General features: G+C 61.7%; 14 protein-coding genes and 1 pseudogene. 12 read left to right on the plus strand and 3 right to left on the minus strand.

The window, feature by feature from the left end; translation table 11 throughout:
- Window positions 1-11: 11 nt before the first annotated feature.
- The 11 genes from ACFCU0_RS04905 (at window position 12) to ACFCU0_RS04955 (ending at window position 14,194) form a co-directional block, all read left to right on the plus strand.
- Window positions 12-1,025: an AAA family ATPase gene (locus ACFCU0_RS04905; protein WP_434972589.1), complete on the plus strand. Its 1,014-nt coding sequence runs from the start codon at window positions 12-14 to the stop codon at window positions 1,023-1,025.
- Window positions 1,026-1,109: 84 nt separating this feature from the next.
- Window positions 1,110-3,035 carry a YfbK domain-containing protein gene (locus ACFCU0_RS04910; protein WP_434972549.1) on the plus strand — a complete coding sequence of 642 codons (1,926 nt, stop codon included), beginning with the start codon at window positions 1,110-1,112 and terminating at the stop codon, window positions 3,033-3,035.
- Window positions 3,036-3,171: 136 nt separating this feature from the next.
- The gene (locus tag ACFCU0_RS04915) at window positions 3,172-4,455 is read left to right on the plus strand and encodes a DUF58 domain-containing protein (RefSeq protein WP_434972550.1); all 1,284 of its coding nucleotides are present in this window, start codon (window positions 3,172-3,174) and stop codon (window positions 4,453-4,455) included.
- 134 nt (window positions 4,456-4,589) lie between these two features.
- On the plus strand, window positions 4,590-6,293 hold the full coding sequence (locus tag ACFCU0_RS04920) for a Ppx/GppA phosphatase family protein (protein ID WP_434972551.1): 1,704 nt from the start codon (window positions 4,590-4,592) through the stop codon (window positions 6,291-6,293).
- 489 nt (window positions 6,294-6,782) lie between these two features.
- On the plus strand, window positions 6,783-7,289 hold the full coding sequence (locus ACFCU0_RS04925) for an NADH-quinone oxidoreductase subunit J family protein (protein WP_434972552.1): 507 nt from the start codon (window positions 6,783-6,785) through the stop codon (window positions 7,287-7,289).
- Window positions 7,290-7,385: 96 nt separating this feature from the next.
- Window positions 7,386-7,691, plus strand: coding sequence for an NADH-quinone oxidoreductase subunit NuoK (gene nuoK, locus ACFCU0_RS04930; RefSeq protein ID WP_434972553.1), 306 nt, complete (start codon window positions 7,386-7,388; stop codon window positions 7,689-7,691).
- 168 nt (window positions 7,692-7,859) lie between these two features.
- A complete protein-coding gene (gene nuoL / locus ACFCU0_RS04935) occupies window positions 7,860-9,860 on the plus strand; it encodes an NADH-quinone oxidoreductase subunit L (protein ID WP_434972554.1) in 2,001 nt (666 codons plus the stop codon).
- 60 nt (window positions 9,861-9,920) lie between these two features.
- A complete protein-coding gene (locus ACFCU0_RS04940; RefSeq protein ID WP_434972555.1) occupies window positions 9,921-11,561 on the plus strand; it encodes a complex I subunit 4 family protein in 1,641 nt (546 codons plus the stop codon).
- 114 nt (window positions 11,562-11,675) lie between these two features.
- A complete protein-coding gene (locus ACFCU0_RS04945; protein ID WP_434972556.1) occupies window positions 11,676-11,972 on the plus strand; it encodes a 4a-hydroxytetrahydrobiopterin dehydratase in 297 nt (98 codons plus the stop codon).
- A gap of 109 nt (window positions 11,973-12,081) precedes the next feature.
- Complete coding sequence (locus ACFCU0_RS04950; protein ID WP_434972557.1) at window positions 12,082-13,569, plus strand: NADH-quinone oxidoreductase subunit N; 1,488 nt, start codon at window positions 12,082-12,084, stop codon at window positions 13,567-13,569.
- 40 nt (window positions 13,570-13,609) lie between these two features.
- Window positions 13,610-14,194: a hypothetical protein gene (locus ACFCU0_RS04955; protein ID WP_434972558.1), complete on the plus strand. Its 585-nt coding sequence runs from the start codon at window positions 13,610-13,612 to the stop codon at window positions 14,192-14,194.
- Between the two features lie 141 nt (window positions 14,195-14,335).
- On the opposite strand, the gene ACFCU0_RS04960 is transcribed toward ACFCU0_RS04955, so the two are convergent.
- On the minus strand, window positions 14,336-14,692 hold the full coding sequence (locus ACFCU0_RS04960; RefSeq protein ID WP_434972559.1) for a hypothetical protein: 357 nt from the start codon (window positions 14,690-14,692) through the stop codon (window positions 14,336-14,338).
- A gap of 826 nt (window positions 14,693-15,518) precedes the next feature.
- On the opposite strand from ACFCU0_RS04960, the gene ACFCU0_RS04965 reads away from it, so the two are divergent.
- Entirely contained in the window at window positions 15,519-17,156 is a 1,638-nt protein-coding gene (locus tag ACFCU0_RS04965) for a hypothetical protein (RefSeq protein ID WP_434972560.1), read from the plus strand.
- A 178-nt stretch (window positions 17,157-17,334) separates the two neighbouring features.
- Here ACFCU0_RS04965 and ACFCU0_RS04970 read toward each other — a convergent pair.
- Both ACFCU0_RS04970 and ACFCU0_RS04975 read right to left on the minus strand, forming a co-directional pair.
- Window positions 17,335-17,629: pseudogene (locus ACFCU0_RS04970) on the minus strand (putative quinol monooxygenase); the annotation flags it as partial.
- A 262-nt stretch (window positions 17,630-17,891) separates the two neighbouring features.
- On the minus strand, window positions 17,892-20,132 hold the full coding sequence (locus ACFCU0_RS04975) for a hypothetical protein (RefSeq protein ID WP_434972561.1): 2,241 nt from the start codon (window positions 20,130-20,132) through the stop codon (window positions 17,892-17,894).
- Window positions 20,133-20,154 lie beyond the last annotated feature (22 nt).

The raw sequence follows: 20,154 nt of genomic DNA on the forward strand, positions 1-20,154 counted from the left end.
CGATGCCCACCATGTCGTCAGAGTCCCCTTCTCCGAACGAATCCTCGCTCGATGGCGCGCCGCCATCGTCTCGCATCGACGCGACGGATCTATCCGCCGCGGTCGACCGGATCCGGGACGCGATTGGGACGATACTGGTCGGACAGACGGGAATGGTCGACCTGTTCTTGACGGCGCTTCTTGCAAACGGTCATGTGCTCATCGAAGGCGTGCCCGGGGTGGCGAAGACGCTTACGGCCCGACTCATCGCGCGAGCCCTGGACGTCGACTTTACCCGCATCCAGTTTACGCCCGACCTGATGCCGAGCGACGTGCTCGGGACCTCCGTCTTTAACCCGAAGACCACCGAGTTCGCCTTTCGCAAAGGCCCGATCTTCTCCAATGTGGTGCTGATCGACGAGATCAATCGTGCGCCGGCGAAGACGCAGGCGGCGCTCTTCGAGGTGATGGAGGAGCGTCAGGTAAGTGCCGACGGTACGACGTGGCCGCTGGATGCGCCGTTCGTCGTGTTTGCCACTCAGAACCCGCTGGAGCACGAGGGTACCTACCGTCTGCCCGAAGCCCAGCTGGACCGGTTCCTGTTCAAAATTCAGGTCGATTATCCGAATCTGGAGGAAGAAATCGACATTTTGCGGGGGCATCACGCCGGTCGAGGTCCCGACGCCATCGAACAGGTCGAACCGGTGCTCGAGGCTGAGTCCCTCCTGCGGTATCGCGCCCTGGTCCGTGAAGTACACGTGGAGCCGGACCTTATGCGGTACATCGCAGAGGTCACGCACCGGACTCGGGAGCACCGGATGCTGTCGCTCGGCGCGTCTCCCCGCGCGTCGGTCGCGATTCTCAATGCTGGAAAAGCGTTCGCGATGCTTCGGGGCCGAGACTTCGTGTCGCCCGACGATGTCCAGGCCATCGCGCCGGCAGCCCTACGACATCGTCTGATGCTGACACCGGAGCAGGAGATGGAGGGCCGCACCACCGATGAAGTGATTCGGCGCATCCTGGACGAGGTCGACGTCCCGCGCTAACCCGTCGTCCATGCGAATCGCACCTCCACTTGCGTTTCCTTCGTGCGCGCCGCGACCGATTCTTTCTCAGATGCCCTCAGTACCATGTCCCGTCTCCACCCAAGCGTTCCGGCTCTTCTTCTCTCCGTCGCCCTCCTCGTGGGCTGTTCCGGGCAGAAGTCCCTGGAGGACGCCTCGCCACCGTCGTCGGCGGATGTGGAGCGTCGAGCTCCGGCCGGCGTCATCAAGGGAACGGTCGTGGACGCGAGCAACGGCGACGTGCTGAAGGGGGCGAACGTGGTCGTTCCGGAGCGCGGGATCGGGGCAGCGGCCAATAAGGACGGTCGGTTTCAGATTTCAAGCGTACGCCCGGGCACCGTCCGCGTGACCGCCAACTTTGTGGGATACCGATCGGGAGCGACGGAGGTAACGTTGACGGACTCGACCGGGGCAGTGGTCGACTTTGCGCTGTCGCCGCAGACGGAGGGCCTCGAAGAGGTTGTCGTTACCGCGATGGGACAGGAGTCGCAGGCGCGGGGACAGCGGAATGGTTGGGTGGCGATGCCTGCGCCCATGGGTCGATATGCTCCGCCCGTCGACCGCGAGGGATACGCCCGCATCGAGGAAACCGGCTTTCGACGCGTCACGGACGCGCCCCTGTCTACGTTCGCGATCGATGTGGATGGGGCGGCGTACAGCAACCTTCGCCGCTTCATCCGGGAAGGGGAAACGCCACCCGTCGATGCGATTCGCATCGAAGAACTGCTCAATTACTTTTCTTACGACGACCCGGCACCGGCGGCGAATAGCGATCAGCCGTTCGCGGTGACGATGGAAACGGCGACCGCACCGTGGGCCGAGGATCATTCGCTCCTCCGCATCGGCATTCAGGGAAAAGAAGTTTCCGCGTCGGAGCGTCCGCCCAGCAATCTGGTCTTTCTACTCGACGTGTCCGGATCCATGCAGCGGCCTAACAAATTGCCGCTTCTTAAGAACGCCTTCCAGCTTCTGACCGAGCAACTGCGCCCCCAGGATCACGTGGCCATCGTCGTGTACGCAGGTGCAAGCGGCACCGTGCTTGAACCCACGTCGGGAAGCGAAAAGGAGGAGATTCTGGGGGCGATCAACGAGTTGCGAGCGGGCGGATCGACGGCCGGTCGCGCCGGCATGGAGGCCGCGTACGCGATGGCAGAAACGCACATGGACCCCGACGGCATCAACCGAGTGATCCTGGCAACAGACGGCGACTTCAACGTGGGTCCGTCCAGCGACGCGGAGATGATCCGTCTCGTCGAAGAGAAGCGCGAAACCGGCGTCTTCCTCACGGTTCTGGGGTTCGGCACCGGCAACCTGCAGGACAGCAAGATGGAGCAAATGGCCAATCACGGGAATGGTACTTATCACTATATCGACTCCGCGCTCGAGGCGCGAAAGGTGCTCGTGAGCGAGCTCGGTGGGACGCTGCAAACCATCGCAAAGGACGTGAAGCTACAGGTTGAATTCAATCCGCGTCACGTGGGCGCGTATCGCCTCATCGGGTACGAAAACCGTCGCTTGAACAACGAGGACTTCGCCGACGACACGAAGGACGCCGGTGATCTCGGAGCGGGTCATCACGTCACGGCGCTGTACGAACTGGTCCCGCCCGGTGCGGACGGAGATGTGGCCGGTCGCGGGCAGCTTAAGTATCAGAACCGGACCGAGAGTGATCGAGCGTCCAGTGACGAATGGCTGACACTAAGCCTTCGCTACAAGCAACCCGATTCCGACTCCAGCCGGCTGATGGCTGAAGCGCTTGTTCCGGAAGAACGCGCCGGAGTGTCGACGGACTTTCAGTTTGCAGCGGCGGTGGCCGGATTCGGCATGTTGCTCCGCGACTCGGAGTATGCCGGTACCCTCACGCTTGCCGATGTGCGCCGGCTGGCCGAGGAGGGGAGAGGAGATGACGTGGACGGCTATCGCGCCGGCTTCATTTCCCTGCTGGAAGATTACCGCCGCATGGCCGGCGATGATGCGAACGAGCGTCCGTAGGGCTCCGTGCTACTCGTTTCTATCCGTTCGTTCTCACCGTCCGAATCGAATGCCTCACGTGTCGTCTTATTCCCGCATCTGGAGGTCGGTCCGTGATGCGTTACTGTCTTTCTACGTAACGCCAACATTTTACGGTGTGCTTGCGAGTCTAGTCGCGATGTACGTGCTCGCTTTTTTCGTTCCGGTTGTTCGTCCATTCGCCGAGTCGATTCTTTTCATCGGAATCGGCGTCGTGCTCGTTGAATTGATTCTCCTCTACTTGACCGGTCGCGTCACCGGTGACCGGGCGGTTGCCGACCGCCTCTCGAACGGCGACCGAAACCCGATCGCGGTTCATCTCCGAAGCACCTATCCCTTCCTGGTGCGTCTCACGGTCATCGACGAACTCCCCGTCCAGCTTCAGGTCCGGGACATGTCGATTCGTGTCCGGATCCCGCCGGGCGGAGAGCGGACGGTGCGATACAGCGTTCGCCCGACCGATCGAGGGGAATACGCGTTCGGCGTGGTAAACGTCTTCGCCAGGACGCCTCTTGGGCTTGTGGAACGACGCTTTCGCTGCGCCGAGGAGACGACCGTACCGGTGTATCCCTCCTACATTCAGATGCAGGAGTACAGCCTCCTGGCTGCATCCAATCGGCTGAGAGAGGTCGGCGTCAAGAAGGTTCGCCGGCTCGGACACACGATGGAGTTCGACCACATCCGCGAGTACGTCGTCGGGGACGACTACCGCACAGTCAACTGGAATGCTTCGGCCCGCCGCGGCGATCTCATGGTGAATCAGCACCGCGAGGAGCGGTCACAGCCGGTCTACAGCGTGATCAATGCCGGTCGCGTGATGCGTATGCCGTTCGAAGGCATGACGTTGCTGGATTACAGCATCAACGCGGCGCTCGTGCTATCCAACATCGCCATCATGAAGCACGATCGGGCCGGGATCATTGGTTTTTCCGAGGATATCGGGCCGGTTGTCCCCGCAGCGCGCAGACATGCCCAGATGCGGCAGATCCAGGAAGCGCTCTATCACCTCGACACAAACTTTTTGGAGTCGGACTACCGGCGCCTTACGACCTACGTCCGGACCAACACTCGGGGACGCGGGCTGCTGCTCCTGTTCACCAACTTCGTGGCCCGCACGTCGCTGGAACGACAGCTTCCATACCTTCAGGCGCTCGCTCGCAACCATACGCTGGTCGTTATCTTTTTCGAAAACACGGAACTGAATGCCCTGCTGAATGCCGACGCAGAGTCCATGGAAGAGGTGTACGCCCAGACGATCGCGGAGAAGTTCGCCAACGAGCAGCGAGAGATCATCCGTGAACTCGAACAGCGCGGCATTTATGCGGTCCACACCCGGCCCGAGAACCTGTCCACCGAGACGATTAACACGTATCTCGAACTAAAAGCGCGAGGTGTCGTGTAGACCCCTGCGTCAGGTGCAGGACGTCCGGTCTGATCGTATGTGCACTTCCACTGTCTTTCCGCCGTGCGCGCCGTATCTTGGGTGCGACCGACGGTCGAAGATGAACGATATCTCCGATGACCCCACACCCTTCCATGCCCCCCGTGCAGCGCGCCGCCTGCCTTCTCGTGCCGGATACGACGTATCAGACGCGGCACCCGTCCTCGCCCGTACGCATCTGCGTCATTGACCTCGGGACCAACTCATTCCACGCCGTTATCGTGGACGCGTACCCGAACGGTTCGTACAAGGTGGTGGACCGGATGAAGGAAATGGTCCGATTGGGGCAATCGGGCCTGTCGGCGAATCGCCTGCCGGAAGATGCGATGGAGCGCGGCCTGCAGGCGCTGCGCCGGATTCATACGCTGGCGACCGGCTGGGACGCGCGCGAATTCCTTGCCTACGCTACCAGCGCGATTCGCGAGGCCAGGAACGGCGGTGATTTCATTGAACAGGTGAAGCGCGAGGTTGGACTGCGCATTCGCCCGATCAGCGGAGCTCAGGAGGCGGAGCTGATCTTCCTGGGCGTGCGCCGTGCGGTCGACATGCACGAGCCCAGCCTCATCGTCGATATCGGGGGCGGGAGCGTTGAATTTATCGTCTACGACGGCCGAGAGGTATCTTTTGCGCAGAGTTACAAGCTCGGCGCGGCGCGGATGACCGAACGCTTCGTCTCGACGGATCCGCTGTCCTCGGACGACGTCTCGGCACTGCGTGAACACTACCGGTCCGTTTTGGAGCCGGTATTCGATGCGGCGCGCGCCGCGGGAGTGACGAGCCTGGTTGGATCCTCCGGTACCGCGAAGAGTCTGGCGCGAGTGTGCGCAGGAGCGCACGGAGACGAGGATCGGACCGTCTTTCAGCAAACGCTCGAGGTCGACGCCTACCGGGACGCCCTCCGGTGGGTGGTCGAATCCAACGAACAGGACCGCATCGACCATCCGTCGATTGACCCGAAGCGGGTCGATCAGATCGGGGCCGGAGCACTGTTACTGGACGTCCTGGTCGAGGGCATGCCGGACGTGCGCCAGATTAAAACGTCCGCCAATGCACTCCGCGAGGGGATGGTGGACCACTTCATTCAGCAAAATTACGCGCGGATCCGGAAGCTCGCGCCGTTCACGGACGTGCGCCGCCGGAGCGTTCACGAGATCGCCTTTCGCTTCGAGTGGGAAGAACGCCACGCACAGCACGTCGCGGCGACGGCGACATTCTTGTTCGACGCGCTCATCGACCGATACGGCGGGCCTGCGACCGACGTTGAGCTGCTCGAATATGCGGCGCTACTGCATGATATCGGATATCATATCAGCCACTCGCGGCATCACAAGCATTCCCGGTATCTCATTCAGCACGCGGATCTGCAGGGTTTCCAGCCCGACGAGAAGAAAATCCTCGCACTCACGGCTCGCTACCACCGAAAAGCCTTTCCCAACGCGGACCGGCATAAGCGATACCGTAAGCTCAGTGAACGGAACCGGTCGCGGGTTCGACAGCTTGCCTCCATCCTTCGGATTGCGGAAGGGCTGGATCGAAGCCACTTCCAGAATGTCATCGCGCTGGAGGTCGACGTTGACGACACGGCGCTCACGATCGCGGTGGATGCGCAGGGCGATCCCGAACTGGAGCTCTGGTCGGCGGATCGGGAGGCGGATCTGTTTCGGGAGGTTTACGGGATGGAGGTATCGATCGCTGAGAAGGAGATGCTCATCGAAGGAGACGGGATCCAGATGGGGCCTGCCCCGGTCACGCATGCCGTTCCTGCGCCCGGCAATGGCGAGTCGAAGAGCGCTGAGTGAACGACCGGAGCGGTGAAGGATGCACGCCCCGAGTGCCACGTTAAATCGCTATCAAGCGGGGAAGGAGGACGGGCGAAAAAGAGGCCGGTTGACGCTGCGAAGTGGGGCAGAATCCCGGGGAAGCGTGGTTGAGCATGGGGCCGTCTGTCGGGCATCCGTATTCATCCGGGTTTAACCCCCCTCAATGTTGCCCCTGCCATGCCCCTTCGCTACCTTGCCGTCTGTACGATCCGATGCCCAGAGACGTGTGAAACGGCCGGTTGAACGGCCCGACGGATGCGGCTGGGCACGAGGAAGACGCCCGAAATTGCGGCTGTCCGGCGGTGCGGTACGCTCGCGCTCCCGGTGCGGCGCGATCTTGGCTTTCTGCGCAACGGCATCGTTCGCCTGATCTTGAACGGCAGGTCGAACGCATGCCGGAGCCGCATTTGCGTGTCCTTTCGGATCGTTTATTGCACCCACGACCACTCAGATTTGCCGCACGGGCTCATGGCCGCTGCACCTTTCATGTTCTTTTTGCTGGCGACGATTTCCGTCGTCGCTGCGATCGGGATGCTTGTCGCGCGCAGTCCGGTCTACAGCGCCCTCTGGCTCGTGCTGAATCTCTTTTGTGTCGCCGGGCTTTATCTGACGATGAACGCGACGTTCATCGGCGTCATTCAGATCCTGGTGTACGCCGGCGCCATCATGGTCCTGTTCCTCTTTGTGATCATGTTGCTGAACCTCGATGCCCTCCCACAATTGGAGGAGATCGATTGGGGAATGGTGGCCGGGTTCGTTCTCGGCGTGGTCGTGCTGTCCCAGTTGCTCTACGTCATCGCGAGCGGCTTCGACCTTCCGATGGAAGCGATGGGGGCGAGCGCCGAGACGGGGAGTGCCGAAACGCTCGGCATCGCCCTGTACACGCGCTACGCGCTCCATGTGGAGGTGGCCGCAGTGCTTCTGCTGGCCGCAACCGTGGGCGCTGTCATGCTCGCGCAGAAACGCTTCAAATAAGCCGGCGCCCGACCGAGCACTGCCGTCCCGTACCCGCCGGACGGCGTGCCGACCTCTCGATGCGCCGCCGTTAACCGCAGACCAACCCCTCCCGCGATGGAAGTCGCCCTGAACTGGTACCTCGGCCTCAGCGCCGTTCTTTTCTCGATTGGGACGCTTGGCGTCCTGCTCAAGCGAAACGCGATCGTCCTGCTGATGTCCGTCGAGCTGATGCTCAACGCGGTCAACCTCACGCTCGTGGCGCTGAGCCAGTCCATGGGGGACGCCGACGGGCAGCTGCTGGTGTTCTTTACCATCGCCGTGGCCGCGGCAGAGGCTGCCGTCGGGCTCGCGATCGTGATCGCCATCTTCCGGCGTAAGCTGACGGTTGACATCACCGAGATCAACCTCTTCAAGTTCTGACGCGCATAGCGGGTCTTTCGGCGTCCGTCGCTTTCGCCGCAGCGTTCCGTATGCCCGCGATCCGAGCGGGTGCGCAACCGGCGGATTGACCGGCAGCGCCAGCGCTTCCAGCATCCTGCCCCCCGGTCGGGCCTCTCCTCCTCACGTACTCGTCACTCGGCTTCGTCCATGAGTCACGATCTCCTCGTTCGCCTCATTCTGCTCCTGCCCCTCGCAGGGGCCGTTCTCCTCGGCGTTCTGCCGCTCTTCATGCCGGCATTGCGCAGGCGGGAGGGTCTCATCGGAACGATCGGTACGTCGGTGGTGGTGATCCCTTTCGCCATCGCCGTATACCTGTTCGTCAGCTACGGAGGCGACCCGGTGACGGTCAGTTACTTCACCTGGATGGAGGCCGCCGAGCTGTCGGTGGATTTTGCGTACCGGATCGATGAGCTCTCCCTCATCATGACGCTGATCGTGACCGGCGTCGGCGGGGTCATTCACCTCTACTCGGCCGGCTATATGCACGGCGACCCGGGGTTCTGGCGGTTTTTCGCCTACCTGAACCTCTTCATCTTCGCCATGCTCAACCTGGTACTGGCGAACAACCTCGTCGTGCTGTTTCTGGGATGGGAGGGCGTCGGGCTCTGCTCCTACCTTCTGATCGGGTTCTGGTACACGGATCTTAAGAACAGCGCCGCCGCAAACAAGGCGTTCATCGTCAACCGGATCGGCGATTTCGCCTTCCTCATGGCGATGTTCCTGATCTTCAGCGAACTCGGGAGCCTCAGCTTCGACGTCCTCCTCACCGATGCTGCGTCGGTCCTTTCCGCCGAAACGATCGACTACATCGTCCTGCTGCTCTTCATCGGAGCGACCGGGAAATCAGCGCAAATCCCGCTTTTCGTGTGGCTTCCGGACGCGATGGCCGGGCCGACGCCCGTGTCCGCCCTCATCCATGCGGCGACGATGGTGACCAGCGGACTCTATCTGCTCGCCCGGATGTCTCCGATCGTTCTCGAAACGGAGGTGGTCATGATGATCATCGCCGTCGTTGGTGCCCTCACGGCGATTATGGCCGCTACGATAGCCATTACGCAGAACGACATCAAAAAGGTGCTGGCGTATTCAACGGTGTCGCAGCTGGGATACATGTTCATGGCCGCCGGCGTCGGGGCGTTCTTCGTCGCCATCTTCCACGTCCTCACCCACGCCTTCTTCAAAGCGTGCCTCTTCCTCGGATCCGGCTCCGTCATTCACTCCATGGAGCACGTGGAGCACGAACTTGAGCACGAAGGGGAGGATGTCTCCGATTTTGATCCCCAGGACATGCGCACGATGGGGAATCTGCAGGAATACATGCCATCGACCGGTTGGACATACTTTATCGCTACGCTGGCTATTTCCGGAATCCCATTGCTCGCAGGCTTCTTCTCGAAAGACGAGATTCTGTTTAAGGCCTTCGAGTACGGGTACGACGGCAACACGTACGCGATGTTTGTGTGGGTCGTCGGCGTCATCACCGCCGCGCTCACCGCGTTATACATGACGCGTTCGTACTACCTCACTTTCATGGGGGAAGAGCGCTGGCCCCTGGCCGATAAAATCCACCCGCACGAGTCGTCCTTGAAGATGACCGTGCCGCTCTGGATTCTCGCCGGTGGATCGCTTGTGACGGGCTTCCTCGGTCTCCCGGCCGTCATTAAAGACGGGAAATGGAACTGGATTCATCACTATTTGGGCGCAAACTACGGCGGGCCGGTCGCGGAAGCGTCCGTATCCGCGCACGTACCGGTGTCGCTGGAATGGGGCCTGATCGGGCTCAGCAGCGCCATCGCTGTCGGCGTCTTCTTCTTCGCGCGAAGCGTCTACCTGTCGCAGGGCATCGCGTTCGACGTGTCCCTCAAAGAGCGGCTTGGCGGACTCTACGAACTGTGGGAGCACAAGTACCGGTGGGACGACTTCTACGATAACGTCGTCGTCGAGGCCCTTATTAATCAGATTTCACGCGACGGACTCGCGCCGTTCGATAGCAAAATCGTCGATGGGGCCGTAAATGGACTGGCCAGCGCCACGCAGGAGTCCAGCAATCTTCTTCGCCGCATCCAGACGGGCGTCGTGCAGAATTACGCGCTTGCTCTGGTGTTCGGCGTGGTCCTGGTCATCGGGTTGATGATCTTCGGCGGCTAACCGCCGCCCCCTTCGTTCCGCCTTCCGTCCCTGCGCCGCTTCAACGCACTGAACCTGAACATGGAGATCCCCTTCCTCACATCCATCGTCATTTTTCTGCCGGCCCTCGGCGCGCTCGTCGTGGCCCTGCAGAACAACGTGTCTTCGATCCGGTGGACGGCGCTCGGAACGACGCTGGTCACGTTTGTGCTGTCGCTCGGGTTGTGGTGGAGCTACGACCCTGCTGTCAGCGCGGCTGCCCCGCAGATGGTGGACCTTTCGTCGAGATGGTTTCCCGATTCCCTCGACATTAAGTACTTCGTGGGGATCGATGGGCTCAACATCTTCCTGATCCTGCTTACGACGCTTCTCGGCCCCATCGTGGTCGCGTCGTCGTGGACCTATATCGAAAAGCAGCATCGCGGCTATTACGCTCTCTTCCTGCTGCTGCAGACGGGCATCACCGGCGTGTTCGCGTCGTTCGACCTGATTCTGTTCTACATTTTCTTCGAGCTAACCCTCATTCCGATGTACTTCATCATCGGCATCTGGGGAGGTGAGGATCGGATTTACGCCGCGATCAAGTTCGTCCTCTACACGCTCGTGGGGTCGCTCCTCATGCTGGTGGCCATCCTGTTCCTCGGATACGAGGCCGGGCATGCCGTGAATCAGGGCGTCTTCACGACCGACTGGTTCAAATTGCTCGACTACACAATTCCGGTCGCGACGCAGTCCTGGCTGTTCATCCTGTTCGCGCTGTCGTTTGCAATCAAGGTGCCGCTGTTTCCACTGCATACCTGGCTACCGGATGCGCACGTGCAGGCCCCAACGGGCGGTTCGGTTATCCTGGCGGGCGTGCTTCTGAAAATGGGGACGTACGGTCTGGTGCGCTTCTGCCTGCCGCTCTTCCCCAATGCCGCACAGGACTGGGCCCTGGTCTTCGCGATTCTGTCCGTCATCGGCATCATCTACGGTGCGCTTGTGGCGCGGGTGCAGCCCGACGCGAAAAAGCTCGTCGCCTACTCGTCGGTTAGCCACCTCGGCTTCGTCGTTCTGGGCATCTTCGCCTTTACCGACATCGCAATGCAGGGCGCCGTCATCCAGATGGTGAATCACGGGATCTCGACGGGCGCGCTCTTCCTGCTCGTCGGTATGCTCTACGAGCGCCGCCACACGCGTCTGATGGAGGACTACGGAGGTCTTGCCACATCCGTCCCCGTGCTGACCTCCTTCATGATCTTCTCCGTGCTCGCCTCGGCGGGGCTGCCCGGACTGAACGGCTTCGTCGGCGAGTTCATGATTCTGCTGGGCACATTCAAAAGCGAGGTGATTGCAAGCCCGCTGATCGTCGGCTTGGCCACGACGGGCGTCATCCTCGCGGCCGTATACCTGCTCTACATGGTCTACCGTACCTTCTTCGGTGAACTGACGAACGACGCCAACGCGACGATGCCTGACATGAATGGCCGCGAGCTGGCGCTGATGCTCCCGCTGGCGATTCTGATGTTCGTCATGGGCTTCTTCCCGACGCCTTTCCTGAAGCAGATGGAGCCGTCCACCACGTTCATCATGGAAACGATCCAGGAGCGCCGGGCCGAGGCCCTTGAGCTCCAGCGCATGCAGGAGGGGATGGAAGAAGGCCGCGCCGTGCGTGTGACGCCGGCCCCGCCGCAGTCAGGCAGCATGTCGGAGGCGACCCCGCCGACCACGCTCCCCGAATAGCCGCGGGCAGTATCCCGGACGGGATCGATCGGCGATCGGCCGTTCACATCCGCGTCCTCGTTTCACCGTACAATGCGCTCACGCTTTTCCGCGAACCGAACCCACGCCGACGCTATGCCGGACCGCGATCCTCTTTCCGACGCAGAGATCCAGGACGCCCTCGACACGCTCGATGGATGGTCCTATCAGGACGATGCCATCCATAAAACGTACGAGTTCGAGGATTTCCGCGAGGCGGTGTCTTTCATCGTCCAGATGGCGTTCTATGCTGAGGAAGCAAACCATCACCCGGAACTCGAAAACGTGTACAATACCGTCACGCTGGCCTTTACGACGCACGACGCGGGAGGGAAGGTGACCGAAACGGACATTGAACTCGCCCGCACCATTGACGACGCTCTCGGGGCGTAGACTCGTTTCCCGGACCGGCGTCCGACGTGGCACCGCCATCCCCAGCGCGGCGCCGATTCGAACGCCGCGACCGTAGCGTCCCTCCACTGCCAATCTGCTTGCTGCTGTAATGGACCTCTCTCAAGCCTTCTCGACGATGGCAGCCGACCTGCCGGCCATCTTCTCCATGTCCGTGATCACCGTAGCTGGACTGGTCATGATCCTGCAGGAGTCGCTGAGCGAAAACGACCGACCGATCCCCTGGATCGGCGTCGGGGCGCTCGCCATTGCCGTCGTCTGGGAATTCGTGCACCTTGGGGACCCGGCAGGAACGGCCTTCTTCGAATCGATCCGTACCGGCGGCTTCGCCTCGTACATCAACCTGATCGTCCTGGGCAGCGGCATCGTGACGATCATCCTGTCGGTGCCGTACCTCGATCACATCAAGCACGGGTACGGAGAGGTCTACGCGATGATCATGTTTGCGACCGTCGGCATGCTGATGCTTGGCACCGCGAACAGCCTCGTGTCGATCTTCGTCGGCCTCGAAACCATGTCGGTCTGCTTGTACGTGCTGACGGGGCTCATCCGCGAGGACGAGGGGTCCGTCGAATCCGCTCTCAAGTACTTTCTCCTCGGCGCCTTTTCCACGGGCTTTTTCCTGTACGGGATTGCGCTCATGTACGGGGCCACCGGGACCATGTACCTGCCGGAAATGCAGGGGGCCGTTCCGGAAGGCTCGATCATGTTTTGGACCGGCGTCGCGCTCTTTCTGATTGGCTTCCTCTTTAAAGTCAGCGCGGCACCGTTTCACATGTGGACGCCAGATGTCTACCAGGGTGCGCCCACTCCGCTGACCGGTTACATGTCGACGGCATCCAAGGCGGCTGCCTTTGCGTCTCTGATCCTCGTGCTCTTCTACGCGCTGCCGGATGAGCGCTGGAGCCTCGTGCTCTCCGCCGTTGCGCTCGTGACGATGATCATCGGAAACGTGCTTGCCGTCGTGCAGGATAATGTGAAGCGGATGCTGGCGTACTCGTCTATCGCGCACGCCGGCTACGTGCTGGTGGCGCTTGCGGCCGGGACAACCGAAGCCTACGCGGGTGCCATGTTCTACCTGCTCATCTACGCTATCATGAACCTCGGGGCCTTCGGGGTCATGGCGATGCTTGAATGGGACGGAAAGGAAGGACGTGTTCAGTCGCTCGACTCGCTCGCCGGTATCGGCCACGAGAAGCCGCTGATCGGCGTCGCGATGGGTGTCTTCATGTTCAGCTTGACGGGCTTTCCGCCGCTTGGCGGCTTTATGGGCAAGTACGCGGTCTTTGCGCCTGCGGTCGACGCCGGACTTACCTGGCTCGTTCTGATCGGCGTGTTGATGAGCGCGATCTCCGCCTACTACTACCTCCGCGTGGTCGTTGTCTTTTGGCTGGCTGACGCGGAAGAAACGCCGGAGGCGCAGGCAGCCAGCCGTTCCTTCGTGTTCGCGGGCGTGCCCGTGAAAGTGACAATCGCCCTCTGTGCTGTTGCGCTCGTCGTCCTGGGCGTTTACTCCGGCGGCCTCCTGGAGATGACGTTCGGTTTCTTCGAAGGAGGAATGATGGCCGCGACACCGTAAGCCCTATCGTTGACCGTTCTGCACGAACCCGCCCGATGGCATGGAAGACCTGATCCAGAACCGGATCCCGCACGCCCCACAGATGGGCCTGTTCGTCCGGCCGGACATTCCGGAGAATCGGCTGTCTAACGCCATCCGGGATTACGCGCAACACGTCCAGGCCGGGAATGTGGTCGCCCTCTACGACGCCACACTCTCAGGCAATGGGAAGGACGGTGCCGTGTTTACAACCGATCGGTTTGTTTTTCAGAACACCGATCTGGAGGCTCCGCAGACCGTCCGGTACCGCGACCTCATCGAGGTCGACAGTAAGCGGCGCTGGCTGGGACTGGGGGGGAAAAAGGTCGAACTCACCATCAACCGGGGACGGGCGACCTTCGATCTGGTCATGGACTTCTCCGGCCAACCGGATGCGGCTGATTATGTCGCCGACTTTCTGCACGAAGCCGTCATTCGCGACGTGCAACTCGGTTCCACACCATCGGAGTCCTCCTCACCCCGCACGAACCGAACCGCGGTCCGAGATGCCCTCGCTCGTCTCCGAGAGCGCGGGGACCTGACGGACGAAGACATGCAACGGATGCTCGATGTCCTCGACGCGGGCGACGAACCGCCGGCGTCATAAGTCCTGCGGAACCCGACGCACAGACTCTCCCAGGTGTCCATTCACGCCTCCGGTTTCCATCGGGGGCGTTTTTTCGTTTGCGCTGCCGTAAAACGCGTTCCAGCGGTCCGCAGGGACGTGTCCTCGGCTTACGGTGCGGCATCAGGCGCCGAACGCGAACGAACAGATCCTCTGTACCAGTTTCTCCACCGAGTCTGCGCGGAGCACGCGATCTGCGCCGATGCGATGGGCAAGATATACGCTCCGGTCGCGCGCGCTGTGTGCTACGCAGACCCAGCGCGCGCCGAATGGGGGAACGGGAAGTCCTGATCGGTGGGTGAGGAGTCGCTCGGCGGAGAAGACGGCGTCCTGCACACGTCCGCGGGCCCGCGACGTCCATGAGCCGCTGAAGTGCGTGTCGGAAGTGGCGGGGCGGGGATCCTCGTCCGCTGTTCCATCCTCGATGTCTGCGGGCGACGCGCGACGAAGAAATCGAGTGGATACTTTGGTCGTTTTCAACGGATCGAGAGGATTAGCGTCCGACCCGCCGTCGGGTCCGTCCGGATGATTAGAAGGTAAAGCGGGCACGGGATGGCGTCGTTCGAGGAGGTCTGTGCATTGAATGAACCAGAGTAGAAAACAGTGTGCCAGTGCTCGCTGCGCAGACAACACGTAACCGGCTTGTCGAACCGATGGGAGAGCGGGGCAACGCGGTCGCTGGATCCGACGCGCGCCGGACGTCGCGTCATTCAATCAGCCGGTGGATGTGTGCTGACCTTCGCATCGCGAGACTTCAGAACAGCAGATGATGCGGGGACGGACTGTGGGTAGGCTGACGCCCGTCGATCTGAATGACGCGGCTACTGTAGGACTGTCCCCGTTGTAGTAGGCTCGGTCAGCGTTCGAAGACAAAAACATCTCGGGGTCGGATACGACAGGTATCTCGGTTACACCGATTCGGGTGGTTATCTCTGGATGAGCGCATCTACACCCGAATGGATGGATTACGACATCCGACTTCCGAATCGGCGGTGAAGACGAGGAATTGGTGCCTGATTCGTTGATCGCAGGCCGTTTTCGACATCACCACAGCGCAGTATGGATCATGGATCGCTTTCAATTCCGTGCTCCAGAAACGCTCATCTGGCTTGCGTGAGACCGCCGGCATTTGGGGGGGAATGGGAGGAGGCATGCGTCAGAAGACGACCTCGTGCATCGGTGGGTCGGTGTATCATAACGCCACCCCGTTCCGGCGATGAGTCCGGCGCCCTGGCTGTCGATCGGTTCGTTAGTCTCCGGGGCTTGACGGGGAGTTCGACCCTCTTCGACCCGACGTATCCAGATTATGTCTCTCTCCTTTCAGCGCGGGGCTCCCCGTCTCGGCGTTCTTACTGGGCTCGCACTCGTGCTTCTTGCGATTGGGTTTGTCGCTCCTGCATCGACCGTAGCGCAGGCCCCGGTCAAACCGGGCGTTGAACGCGCTGGCATCGAGATCCGACGAGGCCTCGACATCGTTCAACCACCGACGGTCTATTACAAACGCGTGTACGAAGACGCCTCCCGTTCGTCGAGGCTGGACTCCATCGGGATCTTGCGCGTGCCGCGACCGAGCGATCTGGATGCGATCGAGTATCGCGATCGCTCGCTCGGGTTTGCCGTGAACCTGCAGCACGCGATGGTGGTCTCCGACGGGCTGATTGTGGATGTGGACATCAGCCGGCAGGCGGAGAACGGAAGCCGTTCCGGTACACCTGCGATCGACGAAGAGCTGATCATCCTCCGTCCACCGGAGAACGACGCGTTCGATGTTGCCGTACCGGACGAACTGCAGTGCGTCGACTTGAAGCCGGGCTCGGATGAAGACCTCGCGTCGCGCGGGAGTCTCTTTTATCCTGTGAACGGCCTGCCCGCGCCGTGCAAGCAGGTGCAGGGGATTGAAACGGTCGTCGACGTGGCAGCCTGGTACGACGCATCCATGACCAACCCGCTCACTGGCGTTCGTGCAACGCGGGATCAATTCCACAATGCCCGTGAACTTCGCGGGTGGCTCCGAAGCCGGGCGCCCGGTGGGGAGCAAGTCCGGTTCGTCATCGTCGCGACCCCGCCGGAGCGAGAGCGGTTCGTCTTTCGTGAGCGCCCCGGCCCTGACAATCTTCCGTTCGAACCCATCAATGTCATCGTGGATTACCGACCGGTCAGTGAGTCCGGTTTCGAGCTGATTACGTCGCTGGCAGCTCTCAGCGGACCGAATCGAAGCGATCTGCCGGGGAATCCCGGTCCGCAGTATCGCGCGCGCCGGCTTAAGGGCGACGCACTGACAACGCTTCGCTGGAATGTGTCGTCGTCGCAGCGCTACGAACTGCACCTCTTCGGAAGCACACAGGCCGCCATCTCCGATGATGCACCGGGCAATCACCACGACGTGCCCTACGGGATGAGCCTGGGGGCCCGTTTCGGCGAGCGTGCAGGGACCGGTTTTGCCCTTCGAATCGAGGGATCCTATGAGGACGATCCGTTCCAGCGCAATACGTTGCGGTCTGGAGACCAACGGATTCGCATCATGGCGGGGGTCGATCACGGCCACATCTTCACGAACCGCACGCAATGGCACGTAGCCATCGGCCCGACCTACTTCGTGGACCGTGTCAACATCTGGGAGAACCGCAGTGACGGCCGCCAGCTGGGGTACTCGATCGACGGGGGGCTAAACCGGAACGTTCGTTTCATCCGCCTGCCGTCTATACTCAGCGTGGAAGGGCGGCTGCATCATAGTTTCGGGTACGTGCAGGACACCGGCAACGGAAATTTCTCACTGATCGGCCGCGTCGCTGCCAAGCCACGCTTCCTGCTCGGCGGGACGATGCTGGCCGCCGGGCCCGTGGCACACGTCTCGTACACGGACAGCCGATACGCGGACATTCCCGGATTCTCGGAGACGAACGTTCAGGTGGGGCTGGAGCTGACGTCGTGGATCTCCTTTTGACCTCGAGCCTCGCAGTCCCGAGCGACCATCGTTTGGACGGTGAACGCTTTGCTGGAAGCGATGGCTGATGAAATCGAAAATGCGCCCTGCCGATATTCTGCCGGCGGGCGCGTTTCGTATTGCTCATATTGCCATCCGACCCGAACGCACCCTCACGCCCGAGTCGGTCGGTGTCTCTTTTGTGCGCCAGCACATCGACAGGTTCAATTCTGGTCGGCTCCGCGAGCAGGTCGTCAGCCTGCTCCATCAGGGCGGCCGCGATCTCCCCGTCCAGGTTCGCCTGCCGACCGTCATCATCTTCTGCGGTGTCGAATACCGAAGGTCGTATCGTCGATCGGGAGCGCGTACCACGACACCGTGAAGTCTTCCGCCTCTGCAAGCGGGAGGGCAGACTCAAGGAACGCACGAACCTCGTCGACTTTATCCGGCTTCGCATCGAGGCGGGCGAGTAGTGCCTTCCGTTCGGTAGACATACGGTATCGATAGTTGATGAGGAGACCCCTGTACGGGGTGTGCCGACGCGCCAGGGTCTCGTCTCCAATCAACTGTGATGAAGCGTGTACAACGGCTCACCGAGCAAGGCGAAGAGACAAGAGATTGCAGCACATTCACTCTGTGGAGACGTCCAAGGGATGAGAAGTCCTCGCAGCGGACACAGATCGCCGGACGGGGGCGCGGCGTTTTCTTACCCGCAGAGGATCCCGGGGAAGGAGCGTGCATCGACGTGTTCATTCGTCATGTCCATTCGAGATCTGGGTTCGGATTCGGTGCTTTCGGCGTCTTTTGACAGAGGAACGCGACCAGCTGTAGCGATTCCTGATCGAAGGACGGTTCATCGTGGTTGGGATCGTCCCTGTTCTCGGGGGAGGGAGGCTCCGCAATGAGGAGTCGTGGTCTCTGGCTGTCCGTCCGTCGACCTGTCCACGGCTTTGACGGCGTGGACGAGCCCCACGCCCACATGCCCCGGAATCGGTGCCCGTCGCGTTCGAAGATCAGACGGCCCGAGCGATCCGCGTTCGTGAAGGTACCGGTAAGCGCACCGGTATCCAGGTTCACGACTCCCGCGATTTCGCCGACCTCTTTGTAGTCTCCGGCGACCCGCGTCCCCTCCTGGACGAGCCGTAGCTCACCGAATGTCGTGCTCCAGGTGCCCTCCCACGTGTCTTCCGTCCGTCCAGCTTCCTGAAAGGATGGATGCTGGAGCGTCGGGCGCGATGCGTTGATACGTTGTCCGTCCCACGCATGCTGCGTTGCCTCCCCGTCCCAGCTCCACGTGCCGACAAAGCGCGTGTCGCGCAGTTCGAACCGGAGAGTCCCCGTTCGGCGTCCATTGGTAAATGCACCGGTGAGCGCCCCGGTATCCGGATCGAACGTTCCGCGGATGGTACCGACATCATCGTAGTCGCCATAAACGGATTGTCCGTCCTGCACGAGCCGGAGTGGTCCGTATGTGGTCTTCCACGTGCCGCGAAAGGGGGCTTTGTTTGGCTGTACGGCGTGAAGGCGGCTGTGAAGGACCGGCTGGTTCACCCGAGCGATCTGCGGCCGGAAGGAGCGGTTTTTCTGCGTAGGGAGACGGATCGATCGGAGAGCGCCGGCGAGCTTCTTCAGATGAACGCTCGGGACCGGTGTCGGGTGGGGGGCGGCCCGTGTCGCACGGGGCACGCGGGCTACGATAGTCTCCCCGTCGACGGCCGCATCGTCCGCCGCGCGGAGCGTGGGTGCCACGATGCGGCCCTGGAGGACCCGCTTCTGTCGGTGGGTAAACTGCGCCTGGTGTAACTGCGCGACCGATCCTGCAGTGGAGGCCTGACCGAGAAGCATGGGACCGATCGACAGCGGTTGGCCGTCATTCAGCCGACGGACCGCTCGTTTATTCTTCTTGGAGGCGCTGCCCAGGTCAACGACGAGGTTTCTCGCAACGATCATCGACACCACGTACGCCGGTAGACGACCGGAGGGAGGCGAGTTGCCGTCCGAAAGGGCGGGACCGTCCTCCCACCAGCGCCATGCCCGGCTCCGAAGCGCCCGAACGTCCAGCCACGGACGCACGATGTCCACGCGGGCGAGGTCGACCCGGATCGACTCAATGTCGAGGTCGACGCCGGCATCCGGAAAATCGCCCCGGATGCCCACTTCCGGCATTTCAACCGATGCCCATCCGTTCAGGCGGTCGATTTCGTCCTTTGACAGCGAAACGGTTGTCCAGGCCGCTGCCGGATCGCTGAAGAAGCGCGGCGGAGAAAACCGCGTCTGGTAGAAATCGTAGTCGATGACGGCATTCGTCGCCTTCGCCCGATCCAGGCGGTCGAGCCACTCCGTGCGAAGCAGGTGCGGGCTCTGCTCCTTGATCCGAGCAATATCTGCGTACGCTTCGTCGACTTCCGATCGGTAACCCCGGGTCAGCCAGTCTCGCTCCACGATCGCACGTTCTTTCTCCAATCGCTCGACGTCGGCCTGGGCCCGCGCCTGTTCGGCGGGGTTATCGGAGAATCTCGCACGGATCTGTGCCTCGGACAGGCGGTCCGTCACGTGCAAAGCGAGCCGCTCATAATGCCGATACATACGAAGTCGATCTGACTCTCGGCGATCCGGGAGAGCGTCGTCCGCATCGGTGCCCACTGACGTGTCGTACAGCACGGCGTATGCCGCGTGCAGCTCCGCTTGCTCGGCATCGGACGGCGGCCGGTCGGCCCACTGCGCATCCAGCACCTCCTGGTATGTATCCCAGAGCAGGCGTCCATCATGCTCCCAGATCGCACGCCCGGAGGGGATTCGGTTCACCAGGAGGGAAAACTCCGCTTCGGCATTCAGCGCATCGGCCGGGGTCGTGCTCGCCTCCACGTCGAACGTCAGATCCTTTTCCGTCAGCGGCAGGCCAAGCACCGGAAACGAGCAAATAAGCTCATCCGAGTCGTCTCGCTGCTCGTACAGGAGGCGAATCTTGGCCATGATCGCGATCGAAGCCCGATTCATGCGTGTCTTCTTCGAAATGAGA

Source organism: Longibacter sp. (assembly GCF_051155795.1).
Taxonomy (GTDB): domain Bacteria; phylum Bacteroidota; class Rhodothermia; order Rhodothermales; family Salinibacteraceae; genus Longibacter.